Annotated in this window: 11 protein-coding genes; 6 read left to right on the plus strand and 5 right to left on the minus strand. The window is 73.3% G+C overall.

The features are described 5' to 3' along the window. The first annotated feature begins 114 nt into the window (after positions 1–114). From rpsT to IEY93_RS32740, 5 genes are all read left to right on the plus strand, one after another. Positions 115–387, plus strand: coding sequence for a 30S ribosomal protein S20 (gene rpsT / locus IEY93_RS32720; protein WP_189167039.1), 273 nt, complete (start codon positions 115–117; stop codon positions 385–387). A 287-nt stretch (positions 388–674) separates the two neighbouring features. Further along, the gene (locus tag IEY93_RS32725) at positions 675–4,007 is read left to right on the plus strand and encodes an FtsX-like permease family protein (protein ID WP_189167040.1); all 3,333 of its coding nucleotides are present in this window, start codon (positions 675–677) and stop codon (positions 4,005–4,007) included. After that, entirely contained in the window at positions 4,004–6,703 is a 2,700-nt protein-coding gene (locus tag IEY93_RS32730; protein ID WP_189167041.1) for an FtsX-like permease family protein, read from the plus strand. Before IEY93_RS32725 ends, IEY93_RS32730 begins: the two co-directional genes overlap by 4 nt. Positions 6,704–6,737: 34 nt before the next feature. Beyond that, positions 6,738–7,715: an ABC transporter ATP-binding protein gene (locus IEY93_RS32735; protein WP_189167042.1), complete on the plus strand. Its 978-nt coding sequence runs from the start codon at positions 6,738–6,740 to the stop codon at positions 7,713–7,715. Beyond that, entirely contained in the window at positions 7,712–8,494 is a 783-nt protein-coding gene (locus IEY93_RS32740) for an ABC transporter ATP-binding protein (protein ID WP_189167043.1), read from the plus strand. Before IEY93_RS32735 ends, IEY93_RS32740 begins: the two co-directional genes overlap by 4 nt. 512 nt (positions 8,495–9,006) lie before the next feature. On the opposite strand, the gene holA is transcribed toward IEY93_RS32740, so the two are convergent. Further along, positions 9,007–9,975 (minus strand): DNA polymerase III subunit delta, encoded by a 969-nt coding sequence (gene holA, locus IEY93_RS32745; protein WP_189167044.1) that lies wholly within the window; start codon positions 9,973–9,975, stop codon positions 9,007–9,009. Positions 9,976–10,301: 326 nt separating this feature from the next. Here holA and IEY93_RS32750 point away from each other — a divergent pair, with 326 nt between their 5' ends. Continuing rightward, positions 10,302–10,451 (plus strand): hypothetical protein, encoded by a 150-nt coding sequence (locus IEY93_RS32750; protein ID WP_189167045.1) that lies wholly within the window; start codon positions 10,302–10,304, stop codon positions 10,449–10,451. Between the two features lie 195 nt (positions 10,452–10,646). Here IEY93_RS32750 and IEY93_RS32755 read toward each other — a convergent pair whose 3' ends face one another. The 4 genes from IEY93_RS32755 to IEY93_RS32770 all read right to left on the minus strand — a co-directional run. Beyond that, positions 10,647–12,797 (minus strand): ComEC/Rec2 family competence protein, encoded by a 2,151-nt coding sequence (locus IEY93_RS32755; protein WP_229691667.1) that lies wholly within the window; start codon positions 12,795–12,797, stop codon positions 10,647–10,649. Between the two features lie 736 nt (positions 12,798–13,533). Then, a complete protein-coding gene (locus IEY93_RS38835) occupies positions 13,534–14,121 on the minus strand; it encodes a ComEA family DNA-binding protein (RefSeq protein ID WP_229691668.1) in 588 nt (195 codons plus the stop codon). Positions 14,122–15,301: 1,180 nt separating this feature from the next. After that, on the minus strand, positions 15,302–16,156 hold the full coding sequence (locus IEY93_RS32765) for a DegV family protein (RefSeq protein ID WP_189167047.1): 855 nt from the start codon (positions 16,154–16,156) through the stop codon (positions 15,302–15,304). 88 nt (positions 16,157–16,244) lie between these two features. After that, positions 16,245–17,343 (minus strand): amidohydrolase family protein (locus tag IEY93_RS32770; protein ID WP_189167048.1); only part of this gene is annotated, 1,099 nt, incomplete at its 5' end.

The raw sequence follows: 17,343 nt of genomic DNA on the forward strand, positions 1-17,343 counted from the left end.
GACGGTCCGTCGATTTGAGGGCCGGCCCGGCATGTTGGTATCCTGTTCAACTGCGTGTGGCGCGCCCTCTCTGCCCGCGCGCCCCATCCAATCGACTTTCACCGAGGCTTCTTCGTGGCGAACATCAAGTCCCAGATCAAGCGCAACCGGCAGAACGAGAAGGCCCGGCTGCGCAACAAGGCCGTCAAGTCGTCCCTGAAGACGGCGGTCCGCAAGTTCCGCGAGGCCGCCGACGGGGGCAACGCGGAGGAGGCCGCCCTTCTCATGCGCGCCGCCTCCCGCCAGCTCGACAAGGCCGTCAGCAAGGGCGTCATCCACAAGAACCAGGCGGCCAACCGCAAGTCGGCCATCGCCAAGCGCGCCGCCGCTCTGCAGCCGGCCGAGTGACCCCGCTCGGGCCCCGCGCCCGAGCGATCCCGGCCGCCCGTCCAGCACGGGCATTCCAACAACGCCGTGTCCCCTGCGAGGGCGCGGCGTTTTGGCATGCCCGCAGACGGGTGGCGATATCCGATATCCGGCCGATGACCCAGAGTAATGTCATGATTTCGTTATCACGTGCCAGTGTCCTGGCGATATCGGGTCCGTCACCTTCCCCTCCGGCCTCTTTCCTTCGCCTGCCAACCCGCCCATAAGGTGCAGGAAAACTCGAACTGCACATCGGAGGGACGGGGTTCATGCGGGGGCGGACACCTTTGGTGCTGCGGCGTGCCTTCAGCGAGCCGCTCCTGTTGCTGGCCGCCTTCGGATCCATCCTGCTGGCCACCACCACGCTGGTCGCGCTCACCTTGTACGCCTCCTCGATCGCCCAGGTCGGGGTCCGCCGGGCGATGGAAACGGCCTCCGCGAGCATCACGGCGATCAAGGTAACCGCACCGGTGCAGAGCTCGACCTTCGCGGGCATCGAGCGGACGGTACGCGGCCGGATCGCCAAACGGGTGCGCGACGGCGGCACCGCCCTGCCGCAGCAGGTCACGCTCAGCGCCCGCTCCGACTCCTACGCCATGCCCGGCCAGGAGCGCCGCAAGCAGCCCGACCTGCTGCGCTTCGGCGTCTACGACGGCCTGGACCGGGCCGCGCGGCTCGTACGCGGCACCTGGCCGCGCCCGGCCGCCACCGGCACCGTCGAGGTCGCGGTCTCCCAGTCGGCCGCCGACGCCATGAACCTCTCCGTCGGCAGCGCATTCACCGTCGTCGGCCGGCTGGACGGCGAACGGGTGCACGGCGAGGTGACCGGGGTGTTCCAGCTCCACGACCCCTACTCCGAGCGCTGGGACGGCGAGGACCTGCTGCGCAAGGGCGTCGACCGCGGCAACTACACGACCTACGGCCCGCTGATGGTGCCGCGGGACACCTTCCTGGCCAGGTTCACCGGCACCAGTGTCGCGGCCACCTGGACCACCCTGCCCGATCTTCGTGACCTGCCACCCGACCGCCTGCGGCCGTTCGCCGCCTCGGTGGCCGCGCTGAGCGACGACCTGAAGCGGGACTGCGCGTCCTGTACGACCTTCACCCGGCTGCCGGACATGCTCACCCAGCTCGACCAGGCCGCGCTGGTCGCCCGCTCGACCATGCTCGTCCCGGTGCTGCAACTCCTGCTGCTGGCCGCCTACTCGCTGGTGCTGACGGCGCGGCTGCTGGCCGACCACCGGCGGATGGAGGTGGCGCTGCTGCGCTCGCGCGGCGCCGGAAGCCTGCGACTCGCCGTCCTCACCGGCACCGAGGCACTGCTCGTCGCCCTGCCCTGCGCGATCGTCGCGCCGTTCCTCGCGCCCCCGCTGCTGCGCCTGATCAACGCGATCCCGTGGATCCAGGCGGCCGGTGTCCAGATCGCCCCGCAGCCGGGAGTCGCCACCTTCGCCGTCTCGGCCGGCGTCGCCCTGGCCTGCGCCGTCCTGCTGGCGCTGCCCGCCCTGCGCGGCGCCCGGCGCACCTACGTCGAGGAGCAGGCGGTGCGCGGCCGGGGCGAGCGCCAGGGCCTGATGGAACGGGCGGGCGGCGACATCGCGCTGCTCGCGGTGGCCGCGCTGGCGATCTGGCAGCTCCAGCACTACGGCGCGCCGGTGACCGAGACCGCTCAGGGCGACCTCGGCATCGACCCGCTGATCATCACCGGCCCCGCCCTGGCGCTGCTGTGCGGCGGCATGCTCGGGCTGCGGCTGGTGCCCCGGGTCTCCCGCGTCGCCGAACGGCTGACCGCGCGGCGCCCCGGCCTCGCCCCGGCCCTCGGCGCCTGGCAGGTCAGCCGCCGCCCGGCGCGCTACTCCGGCCCGGCGCTGCTGCTCACCATGGCCGTGGCGATCGGCGTGGTCTCCATGGCCACCGCCGCCACCTGGCGCGCCTCCCAGCAGGACCAGGCCCGCCACCAGGCGGCGGCCGACCTGCGGGTGTCCGGCCCGCAGGAGGCGCCCGAGCTCGGACCGCTCGGCCGCGGCGCCGTGTACGCGCGGCTCGACGGAGTGACCGCCATCAGCCCGGTCTACCGGGGCGTCACCTCCTTCTCGGGGGCCACCCCGACGCTTCTGGCGGCCGACGCGACCAAGCTCGAGCGCCTGCTCATGCTGCGCCCCGACCTGTCGCCCGACTCGTTGCGGGCGATGGCCGGCCGGCTGGCCGCGGGACGGCCCGACGCCCCCGGTCTCCCGCTGCCGGCCACACCCAAGACGCTCACCCTGAGCGTGCGGCTGGACATCGCCGAGCCGGCGCGACGGGCCGAGTACGAAGGGCTGCGGCCCCGGCTGCTGCTGTCCGACGCGCTCGGCGCCCACCGCGACGTCCAGCTCGGGCCGCTCCCCGCCGACGGGCGGCCGCACACCGTCACCGTCGATCTGGCGGCGCTGGCCGGACGGTCCGGCGCGCTCAGCTACCCGCTGAGCCTGCGCGGACTCCTGCTGGACGTGCCGGTGCCCGCCGCGGGCAGCCCGTTCACCCTGACGGTGCGGAACGCGCGGACCGACACCGGCGCGACGCTCGCCCTGCCCGGCACCCTGCGGTGGGGCCGGCTCATGCGCGGCGAGGGCCACATCGAGACGCAGCAGGTCACCATCGCCGGGCAGGCGTCGTCCGGGCAGGCGCTGCTGTCGGTCACCGTGCCCGCGCCCAAGGCGCAGCGACGGCCCGCCGCCGCCGACCCCGAGCGGCTGGCCGTCACCCCCGTTCCCGCCGGGCTGTCCGACGACGACCTGCTCCCCCACCCCGACGGCTCGGCCGGCGGGATCTTCCGGCCGGTCCCGGTGGTGCTCACCGCCGACCTCGCGGCGCGCGAGGAGCTCGTCGAGGGCGAGACGGCCACGGTCGACATGGAAGGCGAACAGGTGCCGGTGCAGGTGGCGGGCATCGTCGCCTCGATGCCCGGCACCCCGGCAGGGACGCCCGCCGTCCTCGCCGACCTGCCCACCCTGATGACCAGGGACGTCTTCGGCGCGCACGTGCCAAGGGCGGCCGGCGAATGGTGGATGGCCACCCGGGACGGCGACGGCGCCGCGGCGGCGGCCGAGCTGAGCCGCCATCCGGAGTGGGACCAGACCGTGGTGGACGTCGGATCGCTGACCAAGCGCTACCGGGACGACCCGCTGGCCAGCGGCCTGCAGGGAGCGCTGATCCTCGGATTCGCCGCCGCGCTGGTGTTCGCGCTCCTGGGGTTCCTGGTCAACGCCGCCGTCGCGGCCCGGGAACGTACCGCCGAGTTCGCCATCCTGCGCGCCCTGGGGATGAGCTTCCGGCAGATCTTCGGGCTGCTCGCCGTCGAGCAGGCGTTCCTGATCGGGCTGTCGCTGGCCGGCGGCACCCTGCTCGCCGTCGTGGTCGCGAGCCTGGTCGTCCCGCACATCGTGCTGACCGGGCAGGCCGTCGCGGTGACCCCGTCGGTGCTCCTCGACATTCCCTGGCCGGCCACCCTCGCGCTGCTGGCCGTGGTCGCCGCGCTGCTGTTCACGATCGTGGCCGGCCTTGCCCGCTCGCTGCGCCGGCAAGGGCTCGGCCGGGCCCTGCGGATCGGAGAGGACCGATGAACCCGCTGCTTCTCCTGAAGGTCCACCGGGGCGCGGCGGCCGTCCTGGCGGTGCTGGCGCTGAGTGCGACGCTGCTGGTGGGCGCGCTGCCCCGGACCTTCGAGCGTTCCTACGACGAGGCGCTGCACGGCGTCCTCACCGGCACCGCCGCCACGCTGAAGGACCTCACGATCACGGCACCGGCCGGCTTCGTCGGGCAGCTCAGCACCGAGCAGGAGTTCGCCGCGGGCGACCGGCACTTCCGCGAGGTCCTGCCGCCCGCGCTGGCGGCGGTACTCGACCGCGGGCCCGGCTCGCACGACCACTACGGGGCCAAGACCACCGGCACCCCGGTGGCGGGCCGCCTCGGCCCCGGCCAGCGTCCCTACCAGTACGTCGACCTGGCCTGGCTGTCCGGCATGGACCGGCGCATCCGGTACGTGGCCGGCTCGCCTCCCGGCCCGCCCCGCAGCACCTCCGCCCGCCTCCCCGGCAGCCCGGACGTCCAGGACCTCACGCTGTTCGAAGTGGCCCTGCCGGAGCAGGCGTCGAAGATGATGGGCATCCCCATCGGCACCACGCTCGTCCTCGGCAACAGCAGCCCGTCGCTGGCCAAGGTCACCGGACTGTACGCGCCGCTGGACCGGCGCGACCCGTACTGGGACCACAACCACGACACGATCGTGGTCACCGCCCGGCGGGTGCCCGGCTCCGATGCCGAGGAGCACCACATCACCGCGTTCACCAGCCGCGAGTCGCTGACCGCGCTCAACGAGGCGCGCAGCCTGGACTACCGATGGGTCCTCGGCGTCGACGGCGCGGCGGTGACCGCCCGCAACGCCCCCGACGTGATCCAGGGTCTCACCGACTACCTGCGCGCCCTCGTCACCGACACCGACGGCCCCGTACGGTACAACGCCCAGGTCGGCGTCGCCCCCTATCGGCTGAACACCGCCCTGTCCGACGTCCTGAAGGGCTTCCTGGACCGGCTGACCACCGCCCAGACGCTGCTGATCCTCATCCTCGGCGGCCTGATCACCGTGGCCGTCGGCGTCCTCGCCCTCGCCGTGCAGTTGCTCGCCGAGCGCATGCGCGCCGCGCTGGCACTGGCCCGGGCCCGCGGTGCGTCCCTCGGCCGGATCGTCCTGGCCGGCACCGGCGTCGTCGCCATCGCACTGGTGCCCGCCGTGCTGGCCGGCTATGGCCTGGCCTTCCTGGTGCCCGGGCCGGTCACGCCGATCGTGCACATCGGGCCGCTGCTGATCACGCTGGTCGCCCTTGCGTTCGCCGCCGCCCGCCTGGCCACCAGCCATCGCAAACCCCTGCACGACCGGCGCGACGACGTGGTGGCCCGCCGCCCCTCCCCGCGCCGCGTCGCCCTGGAGGCGCTGGTCGTGGTGCTCGCCCTCGCCGGCGCGTACCTACTGCGCACCCGAGGCCTGACCACGCAGACGCTGCGGCAGGGCGCCGACCCGTTCCTCATGTTCGTGCCGGCCGCGCTCACCTTGGCCGCCGCTCTGATCACGCTGCGCTGCTACCCCTACCCGTTGCGGCTGGTCGTGTGGGCGGCGGCCCGCGCCCGCGCCGCCGTGCCGTTCGTCGGCCTGACCCTCGCGGCCCGGGCCCAGGCGGTCACCGCGCTGCCCGTGCTCATCCTGCTGCCCGCGCTCACCGTCTCGGTGTACGGGGCAACCGTCAGCGGTGCGCTCGACTCCACCCAGCGGGTCGCCGCCTGGCAGGCCACCGGGGCCGCCGCCCGGGTGGAGTCGGCGGCCGAACTCCCCGCGGACCTCGTCGAGCGGGTGCGCGCCGTGCCGGGCGTCCGCACCCTCGTGCCCGCGGACAAGGGCAACGCGCAGATCGGGCTGGGCGGCAAGACCGCGACCGTCATCGCCATGGACCTCGACGCCTACCGCCGCATCCTGTCCGGCACGCCGCTGAGCGCGCCGCCGCCGCCCGCGGGCCCGTCCGCTCCGGCCATCCCCGCCCTGGTGTCGCCCGATCTCAGCACCCTGACCACCTTCGAACTGGGATGGCACGTCCGGATGAAGGTCACCAAGGCGGGGATCATCCGCGGCGGGCTCCCGGGAGTGAGCTTCGCGACGAGCAACCTCATCGTCGTGCCCTACGACGCCTCCAAGCGGGCCGGCTTCCGCACGTACGCCAACATGCTGCTCATCGACGGCGACGGCATCGACGGCGCCAAGCTCAGGGCGGCCGTCGGCGACCGGCCGGACGTGCTGGTGTGGACCTTCGACGAGTCGCTGCGCAAGGTCACCGGCACCCCGCTCACCGGCACGATCATGACCGGCTTCCGCGTCGTGACCATGGCTCTTGCGGGATACGCGCTGCTCACCGTGATCATCGCTTTGATCATCGGCGCCGCGGACCGGGCCCGCGCCCTGTCCTACCTGCGCACACTCGGCCTGTCCGAACGGCAGGCCGCGTCCCTGACCGTCCTGGAGATCTCCCCGCTGATCCTGCTCACCGCGGTGGCCGGACTGCTGCTCGGCCTCGCGCTGCCCTCGGCGCTCGGCTCGGCCATCGACCTGCGCGCCTACGCGGGCGACCTCGCCGTCAGCGACACCGGGTTCGGTCTCACCGCGCCCATCCTGCTCGCCGCCGGGCTGGCCGCCGTGTCCGTACTGGGCGCGTTCCTGCACGCCGGGTTCGGCGCCCGCCGCTCCCTCGGCTCCGTCCTTCGGGTGGGCGAATGACCGCCCGCCGACACCGCCCACGTGGGGAGGCACGATGAACACATCTGGCGCAGTGAACGCGCCCCGGCCACTCGACGGGGCCGGCGACGCGCCGACGCTGTCGGAGCTGGAGGCGCAGGCCGGCCGGGCCCAGCCCGCCTTCGGCGAGCACGCGCACATCCTCTGCGACAACCTGGTGCGCATCTACAAGACCGAAGGCGTCGAGGTCGTCGCCCTGCAGGGGCTCGACCTGCTCATCGAGAAGGGCGAGCTGATCGCCATCGTGGGTGCGTCCGGCTCCGGCAAGTCGACGCTGCTCAACGTCCTGTCCGGCCTGGACGTGCCCACCGCGGGCATCGCGCGGGTCGCCGGCACCGACCTGCTCGCCATGACCGCCAAGGACCGCCTGCGCTACCGGCGGGAGGTCGTCGGCTTCATCTGGCAGCAGACCGCCCGCAACCTGCTGCCCTACCTCACCGCGCGGGAGAACGTCCGGCTGCCCATGCGCCTGGCCGGCAACAAGGCCCGCGTCGCGCACGCCGACGAACTGCTCGACCTGCTCGGCGTGGCCTACTGCGCCGACCGCAGGCCGTCGGAGATGTCCGGCGGCGAGCAGCAGCGCGTCGCCATCGCCGTCGCCCTGGCCAACTCGCCCCAGGTCATCCTGGCCGACGAACCGACCGGCGAGCTGGACAGCGACAACTCCGAGCAGGTGTTCGCGGCGCTGCGCCGCGCCAACCGCGAGCTCGGCGTCACGGCCGTGATCGTCACCCACGACGCGCTGGTCTCGGAGCAGGTCGATCGCACGGTCGGCATCCGCGACGGGCGCACCAGCAGCGAGACGCTGCGCCGCGCCTCCTCCGACGGCGAGATCATCGCCGAGGAGTACGCCGTCCTGGACCGGGTGGGGCGCCTGCAGTTGCCCAGGGACTTCACCAGCGCGCTCGACATGGAGCGCCGCGTGCGCCTGGAACTCGAACGCGACCACATCGGAGTATGGCCCGACCGGCCGAAGACGGGAGAGGACGAATGACCGCCCAGCCAGCAGACGGGGAAGCCCCGGTGACCGCCCGGCCGGCCGGAGACGAGCAGGGCCGCCCCACCGCCGGGACCACCGCGCCGCTGGTCACCGTCGAGGGGGTGCGCAAGGTCTACAAGAGCGGCCCCAAGGAGGTCGTGGCCCTGCGCGACGTCTCCTTCGAGGCCTACCCCGGCGAGCTGATCGCGATCAGGGGCCGGTCCGGCTCGGGGAAGACCACGTTGCTCAACCAGATCGGCGGCCTCGACCGCCCGGACGCCGGACGGGTCGTCGTCGCCGGGCACGTGGTCACCGAGCTGCCCGAGACCGGGCTGCTGGAGCTGCGCCGCGACGTGATCGGGTTCGTCTTCCAGTCGTTCGGCCTCATCCCGGTGCTGTCGGCGGCGGAGAACGTCGGCGTGCCCATGCGCCTGTCGCGCACCCCGGCGGCCGAGCGCGACGAACGGGTGCGCATGCTGCTCTCGCTGGTCGGGCTGGACAAGCACGTCAACCAGCGGCCGTACGAACTGTCCGGCGGCCAGCAGCAGCGGGTGGCGATCGCCAGGGCGCTGGCCAACCGGCCCAAGCTGCTGATCGCCGACGAGCCGACCGGGCAGCTCGACTCGCAGACCGGCCGGCAGATCATGCAACTCCTGCGCGCCCTGGTGCGCAGCGAGGGCGTGACCGCCCTGGTGGCCACGCACGACCCGGCGCTGATGACCCTGGCCGACCGCGTCCTCCAGCTCCACGACGGCACCCTCGCCACCGCCGACCCCCTCCCCGCCCCCGCCTGACCCTCCACCTCCGCCCGGCCCGGGCTCCTAGCAGCCCGTGGGCCCCGGGGGCCTGGCGGCGCTGCCGGTTCCGGGGTCCGGCGCCCTCGCGGTCCTACGCCAAGGCTCCCGGGGCCCGCACCGGCCTCGGCGTCACCGCGGCCGGTGTGGGCACCCTGATCGCGCCGCCCTCAGGTCATGATCAGGCCGAAGCAGGACCTTCGCGGCGCGGTGCAGGCGAGGTCGAACGGGGCAGGGTGGCCGACCTGAGGGATCAGGTTGGGAACCGGCGGGAGTGGTCGACTTCGGGAACTATGGGACCGCCGGGCTGTCCGGTCGGCCGGGAACGTCCATTGGCCGGCACTGGGGGTGAGGTGGGAGCGCCGGGCGACATCCCGTGGCCGGCTCTTCCCGGTCCCACCATGGGTCCCTGCTTGATCCAAAACGGAACCCGGCAATCGGTCCCACGGCCCTGCCTTGCGACGGCGTCGTGCGGCTACGGGCGCGCGGGGCGGGCCGCTTTCCGGATCAGGTCAGCGGCCGGTACGGCTGGCGACGATCGTCTGGACGGTGCGTTCGAGCGCGTACGCGGGGTCGGTGCCGCCGCCCTTCACCTGCTCGTCGGCCTCGGCGACGGCCTGCATGGCCCGCGCGATGCCCTCCTGGCCCCATCCGTTGAGCTGGCGCTTCACCCGGTCGATCTTCCACGGGGGCATGCCGAGGTGGCTGGCGAGCTGACCGCCGCGCAGGTTGCGGGGAGCGCCGCCCACCTTGGCGAGCGACCGCACTCCCCCGGCCAGCGCGCTGACGATCAGCACGGGCGCGACGCCGGTCGCGAGCGCCCAGCGCAACTGCTCGAGTGCCTCTCCGAGCCTGCCCTCCACCGCCTTGTCGGCCACGGTGAAGCCGCTGACCTCGGCCCTGCCCCGGTGGTACCGCGCGACGGCCGCCTCGTCGACCGCCTTGCCCGGCGTGTCGAACGCGAGCTGTCCGCACGCGGCCGCCAGCTCACGCAGATCACTGCCCACCGCGTCGAGCAGCGCCTGGGCGGCGTCAGCGGTGATCGAACGGCCTGCCTGCCGCATCTCGTTCTTGATGAAGTCGAGCCGTTCGCCCGCCTTGGTCAGCTTGGTGACCGTGACGACGGCCGCTCCGGCCTTCTTGACCCCGTCGACCAGAGCCTTGCCCTTGACCCCGCCCGGGTGGAGGAGGACGACCACGGCGTCCTCTGAGGGGTTCTTGGTGTACGCGACGACCTCGGCGATGACGTCCTTGCCGAGATCCTGCGCCGAGCGGAACACGATGATCGACCGATCGCCGAACAGGGACGGCGCCGTGAGACGGCCCAGCTCCCCCGGCTCGACCTTGCCACCGAACAGATCGTGCACCTTGACCTCGGGATCGGCCACCCGGGCGGCCGCGACGACCGACGCCACCGCCCGGTCGGCGAGCAGTTCCTCGTCGCCGACCACGAGCGTCACGGGTGCTGGTTGCGTCGCCATGCGAGCAGCATGCCACGTCCGGTCACCCCGGCGGCAACCCACCCGCCAACCGCCACCGGACCCCCGCCGAGCACCGCCCCGGCCTTGGGAGCACCACCGCGACGTTCGCGCCGCGCTCGCCCCGTCACAGCCAGGGTCCGCCATTCGGGATGAACAGCCCTCCTTCCTAAAGAACCGGCAAAGGATCAGGGGCGGGTGTGACTCGTGCGACTTGGTGAGGCTTCCGGGTCAGGCTTGGTAACAATGCAAGCAATCGGCAATCCAGCTGCAGGTATCGTCGGGCAATGTAGGGGCAACGAGAAGTCGACGAGGAGGTGAACACACTCATGAACAAGCGCAATCACAGCTGCCCGCGCTGTGGGTCGATGCTCGACGAGGGGCCGATCCTGTACCGGTGCGCCGAGTGCCACCGTTCGGTGTACGCCGCCGACCTCGACACCGAGTTCCACACCGAGACCGCCGTCCCCGTCGGCTGACACTCCGCCAAGGTCGCGGTGTGCGCGCCCGACCGGCCCCAGGCGCTCGCCCGCGCCGCCCGGGCGCTGGAGGAGATGGTCCCGGCAGCGACGCGACGAGGCCCGGCCTCCACCGTCAGCCCCTTCGCCCGACGGCGGACGCAGTCCGGAACGAAAGCCGCCGGTCGATGGCGCGACTCCGAAGCGCGGCCTGGTTCAGCGGCCGCGGGGGACGATGGCGAGGCGGCCGTGGTCGGTGATGACCGCGACATCGCCATCGCGGTCGGTACGGTACACGCGCATCCCCAGGTCGTGCAGACGACGGGTGGTGAGCGAGGCCGGATGACCGTAGTCGTTGTCCGCCCCCACGCTGATCAACGCCGCTCGGGCGCCGGTCGCCGCGAGGAACTCCGGGTCCTGGCGAGCCGACCCGTGGTGTGCGACCTTGAGAAGGTCGGCCCGGGGAACGCCGTACCGGACCAGCTCTGCCTGTGCCTCGGTCTCCACGTCACCGGAGAGCAGGGCCGAGCCCGCCGCCCACCGGGCGTGCACCACGACGCTGGCGTTGTTGGCCATCGAGCCCTCTCCTGGACCGGCTCTGATCGTCTCACTCACCGGCCCGATGACCCGCAGCTCGACCGGCCCCAGGCGCCAGGTCAGGCCAGGGGACGCCACCCAGGCGGGAACGTGCCGCCGGGCGAGCTCGGCCGAGACTCGGGCGCTCTCCTGGCGTGGCTCCTGCCCAGGGCTGACCACCACCGCGCCGACCGTCCTGCCCCGGAAGACGCCGTCGAGCCCGCCCACGTGGTCCAGGTGCGGATGGGTCAGGATCAGCAACGGCACCCGCTCGACGCCGAGTGCGCGCAGACAGCGGTCGACCGGCATGGGGTCGGGGCCGGTGTCGATCACCACCGCACGCGCCTCTCCCGCTGACAGGACCAGAGCGTCCCCCTGCCCGACGTCGCAGCCGACCAGCAGCCAGCCTCGCGGCGGCCACGGGGCGACGACCGGGCGCACCAGGCAGGCGGCGGCGAGCAGGCCGGCCGCGACGACGCACACCACGAGGCGCCCGGCCGTCCGGCGCAGCACCACCCAGGCGAGAACGGCGACGGCGACGAGCGCCACCAGGCCGATCGCCCCGCCAGGCCACGGGAGTGTCGCCAGGGGCACCGCCGCCGCACGGCGGGCGACCATGATGATCCATCCGACGGCGTATCCGGCCGGGCGGACGATCCATCGCGCCGCCTCGGCGCTGACCGGCGCCACGAGGCAGGCGGCGAAGCCCAAGAGAGTGGCGGGAGCCACGGCCGGCCCGGCCAGGAGATTGGCGGGAACGGCGACCGGTTCCAGCTCTCCGGCCATGAGCACGAGCAGCGGCGTCACCGCGACCTGGGCGGCGCAGGGCACCGCCACCGCCTCGGCCGCCCAGCGCGGCATCCGGCGCGAAAGGCGCGCTCGCCACCGGGGAGCGAGCACGAGGATGCCCCCGGTGGCGAACACCGACAGCGCGAAGCCGTACTCTCCCGCCAGAGCCGGGTCGAGGAGCACCAGCCCCAGCACGGCGGCCGACAGGGCGGTGATCCCGTCTCTGGCGCGCCCCGTACCCAGCGCGACGGCCGCCACCGACCCCATCACCAATGCCCGGAGCACGCTCGGCGAGGGACGGGCCAGCACGGCGAAACCCACCATCGCCACGATCGTGAGAGCCGCGCGGACCGCCTGCGGCAGCCCGGCGAACCGCGCGAGCGCGAGGACCATGCCCGCCACGATGGCCAGATTGGCCCCGGACACCGCGGTCAGGTGACTCAGGCCGGCGGTTCTCAGATCGAACCTGACCTGCTCGTCAAGGCGAGACACGTCACCGACCACGAGCCCCGGCAGCAGGCCGCGCTCGGCCGCCGGCAGCACGTCGCACGCCCGTCTCAGCCCTTCTCGGAGCGCCGCTGCGACCCGCTGCGGCGGGGAGGGGCCGCTCACGACCACCGGCGGCCCGGTCGCGAGCAGCACCGCCGCGGTCAGCTCACCCGGCTCGGCAGGCCCCAGCCGGCCGGTGACCCGCACCCGCTGGCTGGGAAGCAGAGAGGCCCACGCGGCCGCACCACGCGCGAACACCACCACCGGCACCGCCGTGGAGATCTGCACCGGCTGCACCACACGGGCTTCGACCCGCTCCGCCGTCGCCTCCACGACGACGCGTTCGCGGCGGACCGGCCCACGGTCGCCGGGCAGGACGCGTGGGTCGCCGGTCAGCGACATCTCGACCGTGACCAGCGCTCGTCGCTCGGCCAGCTCGGCGACCGGCCCCGATCTGACGGTATGAACGCGGAACGCCACCGTCCCCGCCACTGCCGCGACGCACCCGAGCACCGCCGCCACGGTGTTCCACCAGCCAGACTTACCTCCCCGCCGGGCATCGCAGCGTGGTGCGTCTCGATGCCGGGCCACCTGCTGCCGGTCTTCTCGATGCCGGTCTTCTCGATGCCACCGGCGGAAACCGGATGGTCGATCAGCCTGGATGCCGGGCTCCAGGCCGTTCGGTGAGCTCATCCGGGAGAGGAGCCATGCCGGTCGCCCTCGACGTGTCACCGCACGGTGGACGAACACGACCGCCAGGCCCGTCGAAGCGACGGCGGCCGTGACCACACTCGTGGTGACCGAGCCGCTCATCAGCACGAGCGCGGTGCACCATGCGGCGCCCGCGGGCAGCACCAGCCGCAGCGACCCGCGCTCGGCACCCGGCGCGGCGAAAGAGCCCAGGAGGCGCGAAGAGCCCGAGAAGCCAGAAGGGCCGGACGACCTCCCCGTCCCGCTTCCCGCCCCGTCGTCCAGCGTGCCGCCTTCCGCGCCACTTTCCTGCGATCTGGGGGCGAGCTTGCGCCACCGGACGGCCCACCGCACGCTCCCCACCGGCAGCGACGTCGACTCCCCCTCCGGCGAATGCCCGGTCACGCTGGACCTCGACTTGTCGTTCACCACGCCTCGCCCTCCACGTCCGAACTCCACGCCCCGCCTCGGCCGCCACAAGGCCACCCGCCCTGGATGCCGGGTGACCAGCGCGCTCTCGGCCTCCAGGTCGTGCCACCGAGAGCCGGATGTCCGGGCGTCATACGTGGACCTTGTCGCGGAGGTCGGCGAACTTGCGGTCGCCGATGCCGGTGACCTGACGGAGCTCGTCGATGCTCCGGAAGCCGGCATGGCTCTGGCGGAACTCCACGATGCGGCCCGCCAGGACCTCGCCCACTCCGGGCAGGGTCTCCAACTGGGCCGGGGTCGCGGTGTTCAGGTCGAGCGGCGCGTCGGCCGACGCCGGGGAGCCAGCGGCCTGGGGCGCGACCATCCCCTGGCCGACGGGCGGGCCGACCACGATCTGCTCGCCGTCGACGAGTTTTCGGGCGAGATTGAGCGCACCGGTCTTCGCGCCGGACCGGACGCCACCGGCGGCCGTGAGCGCGTCGGCCACCCGCGAACCGGAGGAGAGCGTGACCAGCCCGGGCTTACGCACCTTCCCGGTGACGTGCACGACCACCTCACCGGCGCGGGTGGGGTCCGGCGCGGGCGTGGGCCGGGCCACGGGGAAGGCCTGGATGCCGGCCACGGGGGTCGGCGGAGCGAGGGGCTGCACCTCGGGCCGGGCACGCCACGCGAGAACACCCCCCACGATGGCGGCGAGGAGAGCGAGCACCAGGAGCACACGGACACCCGGCCGGCCGGGATCTAACCCGGGCGCGTACTCGGCCAGCAGTCGGCGCAGCCGAGAGCGGGCCGACCAACCGGGCGACGGCGCCGATCGCACGCGGCCGGCCGGCGCCAAGCCGCCGTGGACGTCATCGTCCACGAAGACGAGCCGATCTCCTTGGTCAGACCACGGCTCTTGCGTGGTCGTGCCGCTGCCGGACGAGAACGGCTTTTCGCCTGCGAGAGAGCCGCCGACTGCACCCGACGAGGGGATCGCTTGCCTGAGCCGATCGCTTCCGAAGGGCCGGCCCTCTTGAGCAGCGGACAGAGCGGGTCGCGACGGCCGGTCCCCATCGTGCGGCCGGATGGCTCGCCCTGGGCTCCGCTCATCAGTGGACTGAACGTCCTGGACGGGCTGGGCGTGCTGGGCTTGCTGAATGCGGGCAGGGGCGGGCGACGGCCGCCGCCCGCCGGGACGCGGACGACTCACCGGCCGGGCCGGTGGGCGATCGGCCGAGGCTCTGGAAGTGGCGGAGGCGGAGGGAGTCATGCGGACGGCAGGGCCATCGGCAGGTGTCCGGCCGGTGGAACCGCCGGCGGATGAATCGGGTGTGCCGTCAAGACCGTGTGCTTCATCTGTGGCACCCGTGTGGGACGCGTGGGCCGCCGGATCGCCCTCGTGTGACGGGCCGTCCTGGCTCCCGGAGGGATGGGCGACGGCGGGATGCCATCGGCCCAGAGGGCTCAGGGCGTGCAGCCGGGAAGCGCCGACGTCGCTGCGCAGAGACCTGTCCGCTGTTCTCACCCGGGGGACGTTATGCGGCGCGCAACGCCGTCCCCCTGGCCGAACACAGTTCTGTGGATAACCGCCGCCGAGATGGCCTGGCTTGTGGATATGCGCGCGGACGGAAAACCGGGGGCATTCGCAGAACTCGTCGGAGCCCAGGAAGCCCGGACGGGAAACCAGGGACAGCCGAAGAACTCGTCGTGGTCCAGGAAGCGGAGAGACGGCAGGAGGGCGGGCACCGCCCCCGAGGGGGTGTACGAGCCGACCGGAGGCAGATGGCGGAAGGGCGGAGACGGGAGAGCGTCAGAGGTGGGAGGCGTCAGAGGTGGGAGGCGTCGAGACGAGGACATCAGGAGGAAGGGGCGTCGAGATGGGGACGCCGGGAGGAGGGGCGTCGAGGTGGGAGAGGTCAGGTGGGGAGGGCGGGGGTGATGGTTATGCCGAGCATCCCCGGGCCCACGTGGACGCCGACGACCGCGCCGACCTCGACGATGCGCAGATCGCCGAGCGCCGGAATGCGCTTGGCCAGGTGGTCGGCCACGACCAGTGCGCGCTCGCGGGCCACCAGGTGCTGCACGGCCACGTCGACCGGCTCCGCACCGGCGGCCCGCACCGCGAGGTCCTCCAGCCTGGCGATGGCGCGACCGGAGGTGCGCACCTTCTCCAGCGGCGCGATGGCGCCCTGCGTGATGTGCAGCAACGGCTTGATGGACAGTGCGGAGCCGAGGAGGCTCGCCGCCGCGCCGATGCGTCCTCCCCTGCGCAGATGCTCCAGGGTGTCGACGTAGAAGTAGCTCCTGGTCGCCTCGGCGCAGGCCCGGGCGGCCGCCGCCACCTCGGCACGGCCCGCGCCCGCGCGGGCGGCACGCGCCGCCGCGAGGACCGGAAAGCCCAGCCCCATGGCGAGCGACCCGCTGTCCACCACATCGACGGGGATCATGGCCTCGGCTGCGGCGATCCGCGCCGACGCTACGGTCCCGGACATCGCGCCCGACAGGTGGATGGACACCACCCCGGCCGCGCCCTGTGCCGCCGCGGACTCGTAGGCGTCGGCGAAGCGCTGCGGGGCCGGGCGCGAGGTGGAGACCGGCGACCACTGGCGCAGGGCGGTGGCCACGCCGTCCGCGTCGATCTCGGCCACGTCGTCGAGTGCCCGCCCACCCACGACCACTTGGAGAGGGATCACGATGACGCCGAGCCGCCGGATCTCGTCCGGGCCGAGGTAGGCGGTGGAATCGGTGACCACCGTGACCGCTTGGGGCATGACCGAAGGCTACCCGCCCGCCCTACGCCGATCTCCCGCCGTGACCGCTCTGTACCGGAGGGAAGCGGACATCACCCGGCACTGCGGGTCACTGAACGGGGGTGCCGCCGCGCCAGACGCGTCGGGGCTTGAGGCCGAAGCCCCAGGCGAACGCGCCCTCGTGGTCGGCGTCCCACTGGACGATGTCGGCCAGCCGGCCAGGGGTGAGCACACCGCGGTCGGGAACGCCGAGAACGGTGGCGCCGCCGAGCGTGGCCGCGCGGAGCGCGTCGCCCACACTGATGCCGAACGCCGCCACGGCGAGGCTGATCACCAGGGACATCGAGGTGATGCCGCAGTGGCCGGGGTTGTGGTCGCTGCCGAGGGCCACGGTGACACCCTGCGCGAGCATTCGCCGGACGGGCGGCAGGTTGCCCTGCTGGAGTGCCGTGCTCGGGCAGACCACGGCGGGCACGCCGTAGCGCGCGAGCATGGCGATGTCCTCGTCGGTGCTGCTGTGCAGCAGGTCGGCCGACGCGCAGCCGAGCTCGGCCGCGAGCTGGACGGCGCCACGCCGCTTGTGGGCGCCGGCGTGGATGCGCGGCAGCAGGCCGACGTTGCGGCCGGAGGCGAGCACCCAGCGGGCCTCGTCGGTGGTGAAGTGGCCGTCGTCGCAGTAGACGTCGACGCTGTCGGCGCCCGCCGCGGCGGCATCGGCGCACCAGGAGCCGACCGCCTCGACGTAGTCGCGCTGGCGCCCGAAGAACTCGGGCGGCACCACGTGGGCCGCGAGGAAGGTGACGTGCAACCGCGGCATCATCGGCTCTTTCTCGAGCTCGCGCAGCAGCCGCACGTCGGCCAGCTCACCGTCGCGGGTGAGGTGGTAGCCGGTCTTGGCCTCGACGGTCGTGGTGCCGTTGAGGATCCAGTCGCGCAGACGCTCGCGCACGCCGTTGCACAGCGTCCACGGGTCGGTGCCGCGGGTCACGGTCACGGTGGAGCCGATGCCGCCGCCCGCGGCCGTGATCGCGCTCGGCGAGGAGCCGCCCGAGCGCATGGCCAGCTCGGCATAGCGGTTGCCCGCGTAGACCGGGTGGGTGTGCGCGTCGATGAGGCCCGGCGTCACCAGGGAGCCGCCGAGGTTCTCGACGTGGTCGACGTCCGTGATGTCGTCCACGACACCGGGGACGCTCTGCGGCAGGTCGGCC

It is taken from the genome of Sphaerisporangium melleum (assembly GCF_014646695.1).
Lineage (GTDB): Bacteria > Actinomycetota > Actinomycetes > Streptosporangiales > Streptosporangiaceae > Sphaerisporangium > Sphaerisporangium melleum.

Coding starts and splice junctions, on each gene's coding strand:
- IEY93_RS32735 (WP_189167042.1), top strand. CDS start 6,738: ATGAACACATCTGGCGCAGTGAACGCGCCCCGGCCACTCGACGGGGCC.
- IEY93_RS32730 (WP_189167041.1), top strand. CDS start 4,004: ATGAACCCGCTGCTTCTCCTGAAGGTCCACCGGGGCGCGGCGGCCGTC.
- IEY93_RS32750 (WP_189167045.1), top strand. CDS start 10,302: ATGAACAAGCGCAATCACAGCTGCCCGCGCTGTGGGTCGATGCTCGAC.
- IEY93_RS32740 (WP_189167043.1), top strand. CDS start 7,712: ATGACCGCCCAGCCAGCAGACGGGGAAGCCCCGGTGACCGCCCGGCCG.
- IEY93_RS32725 (WP_189167040.1), top strand. CDS start 675: ATGCGGGGGCGGACACCTTTGGTGCTGCGGCGTGCCTTCAGCGAGCCG.
- IEY93_RS32765 (WP_189167047.1), bottom strand. CDS start 16,156: ATGCCCCAAGCGGTCACGGTGGTCACCGATTCCACCGCCTACCTCGGC.
- holA (WP_189167044.1), bottom strand. CDS start 9,975: ATGGCGACGCAACCAGCACCCGTGACGCTCGTGGTCGGCGACGAGGAA.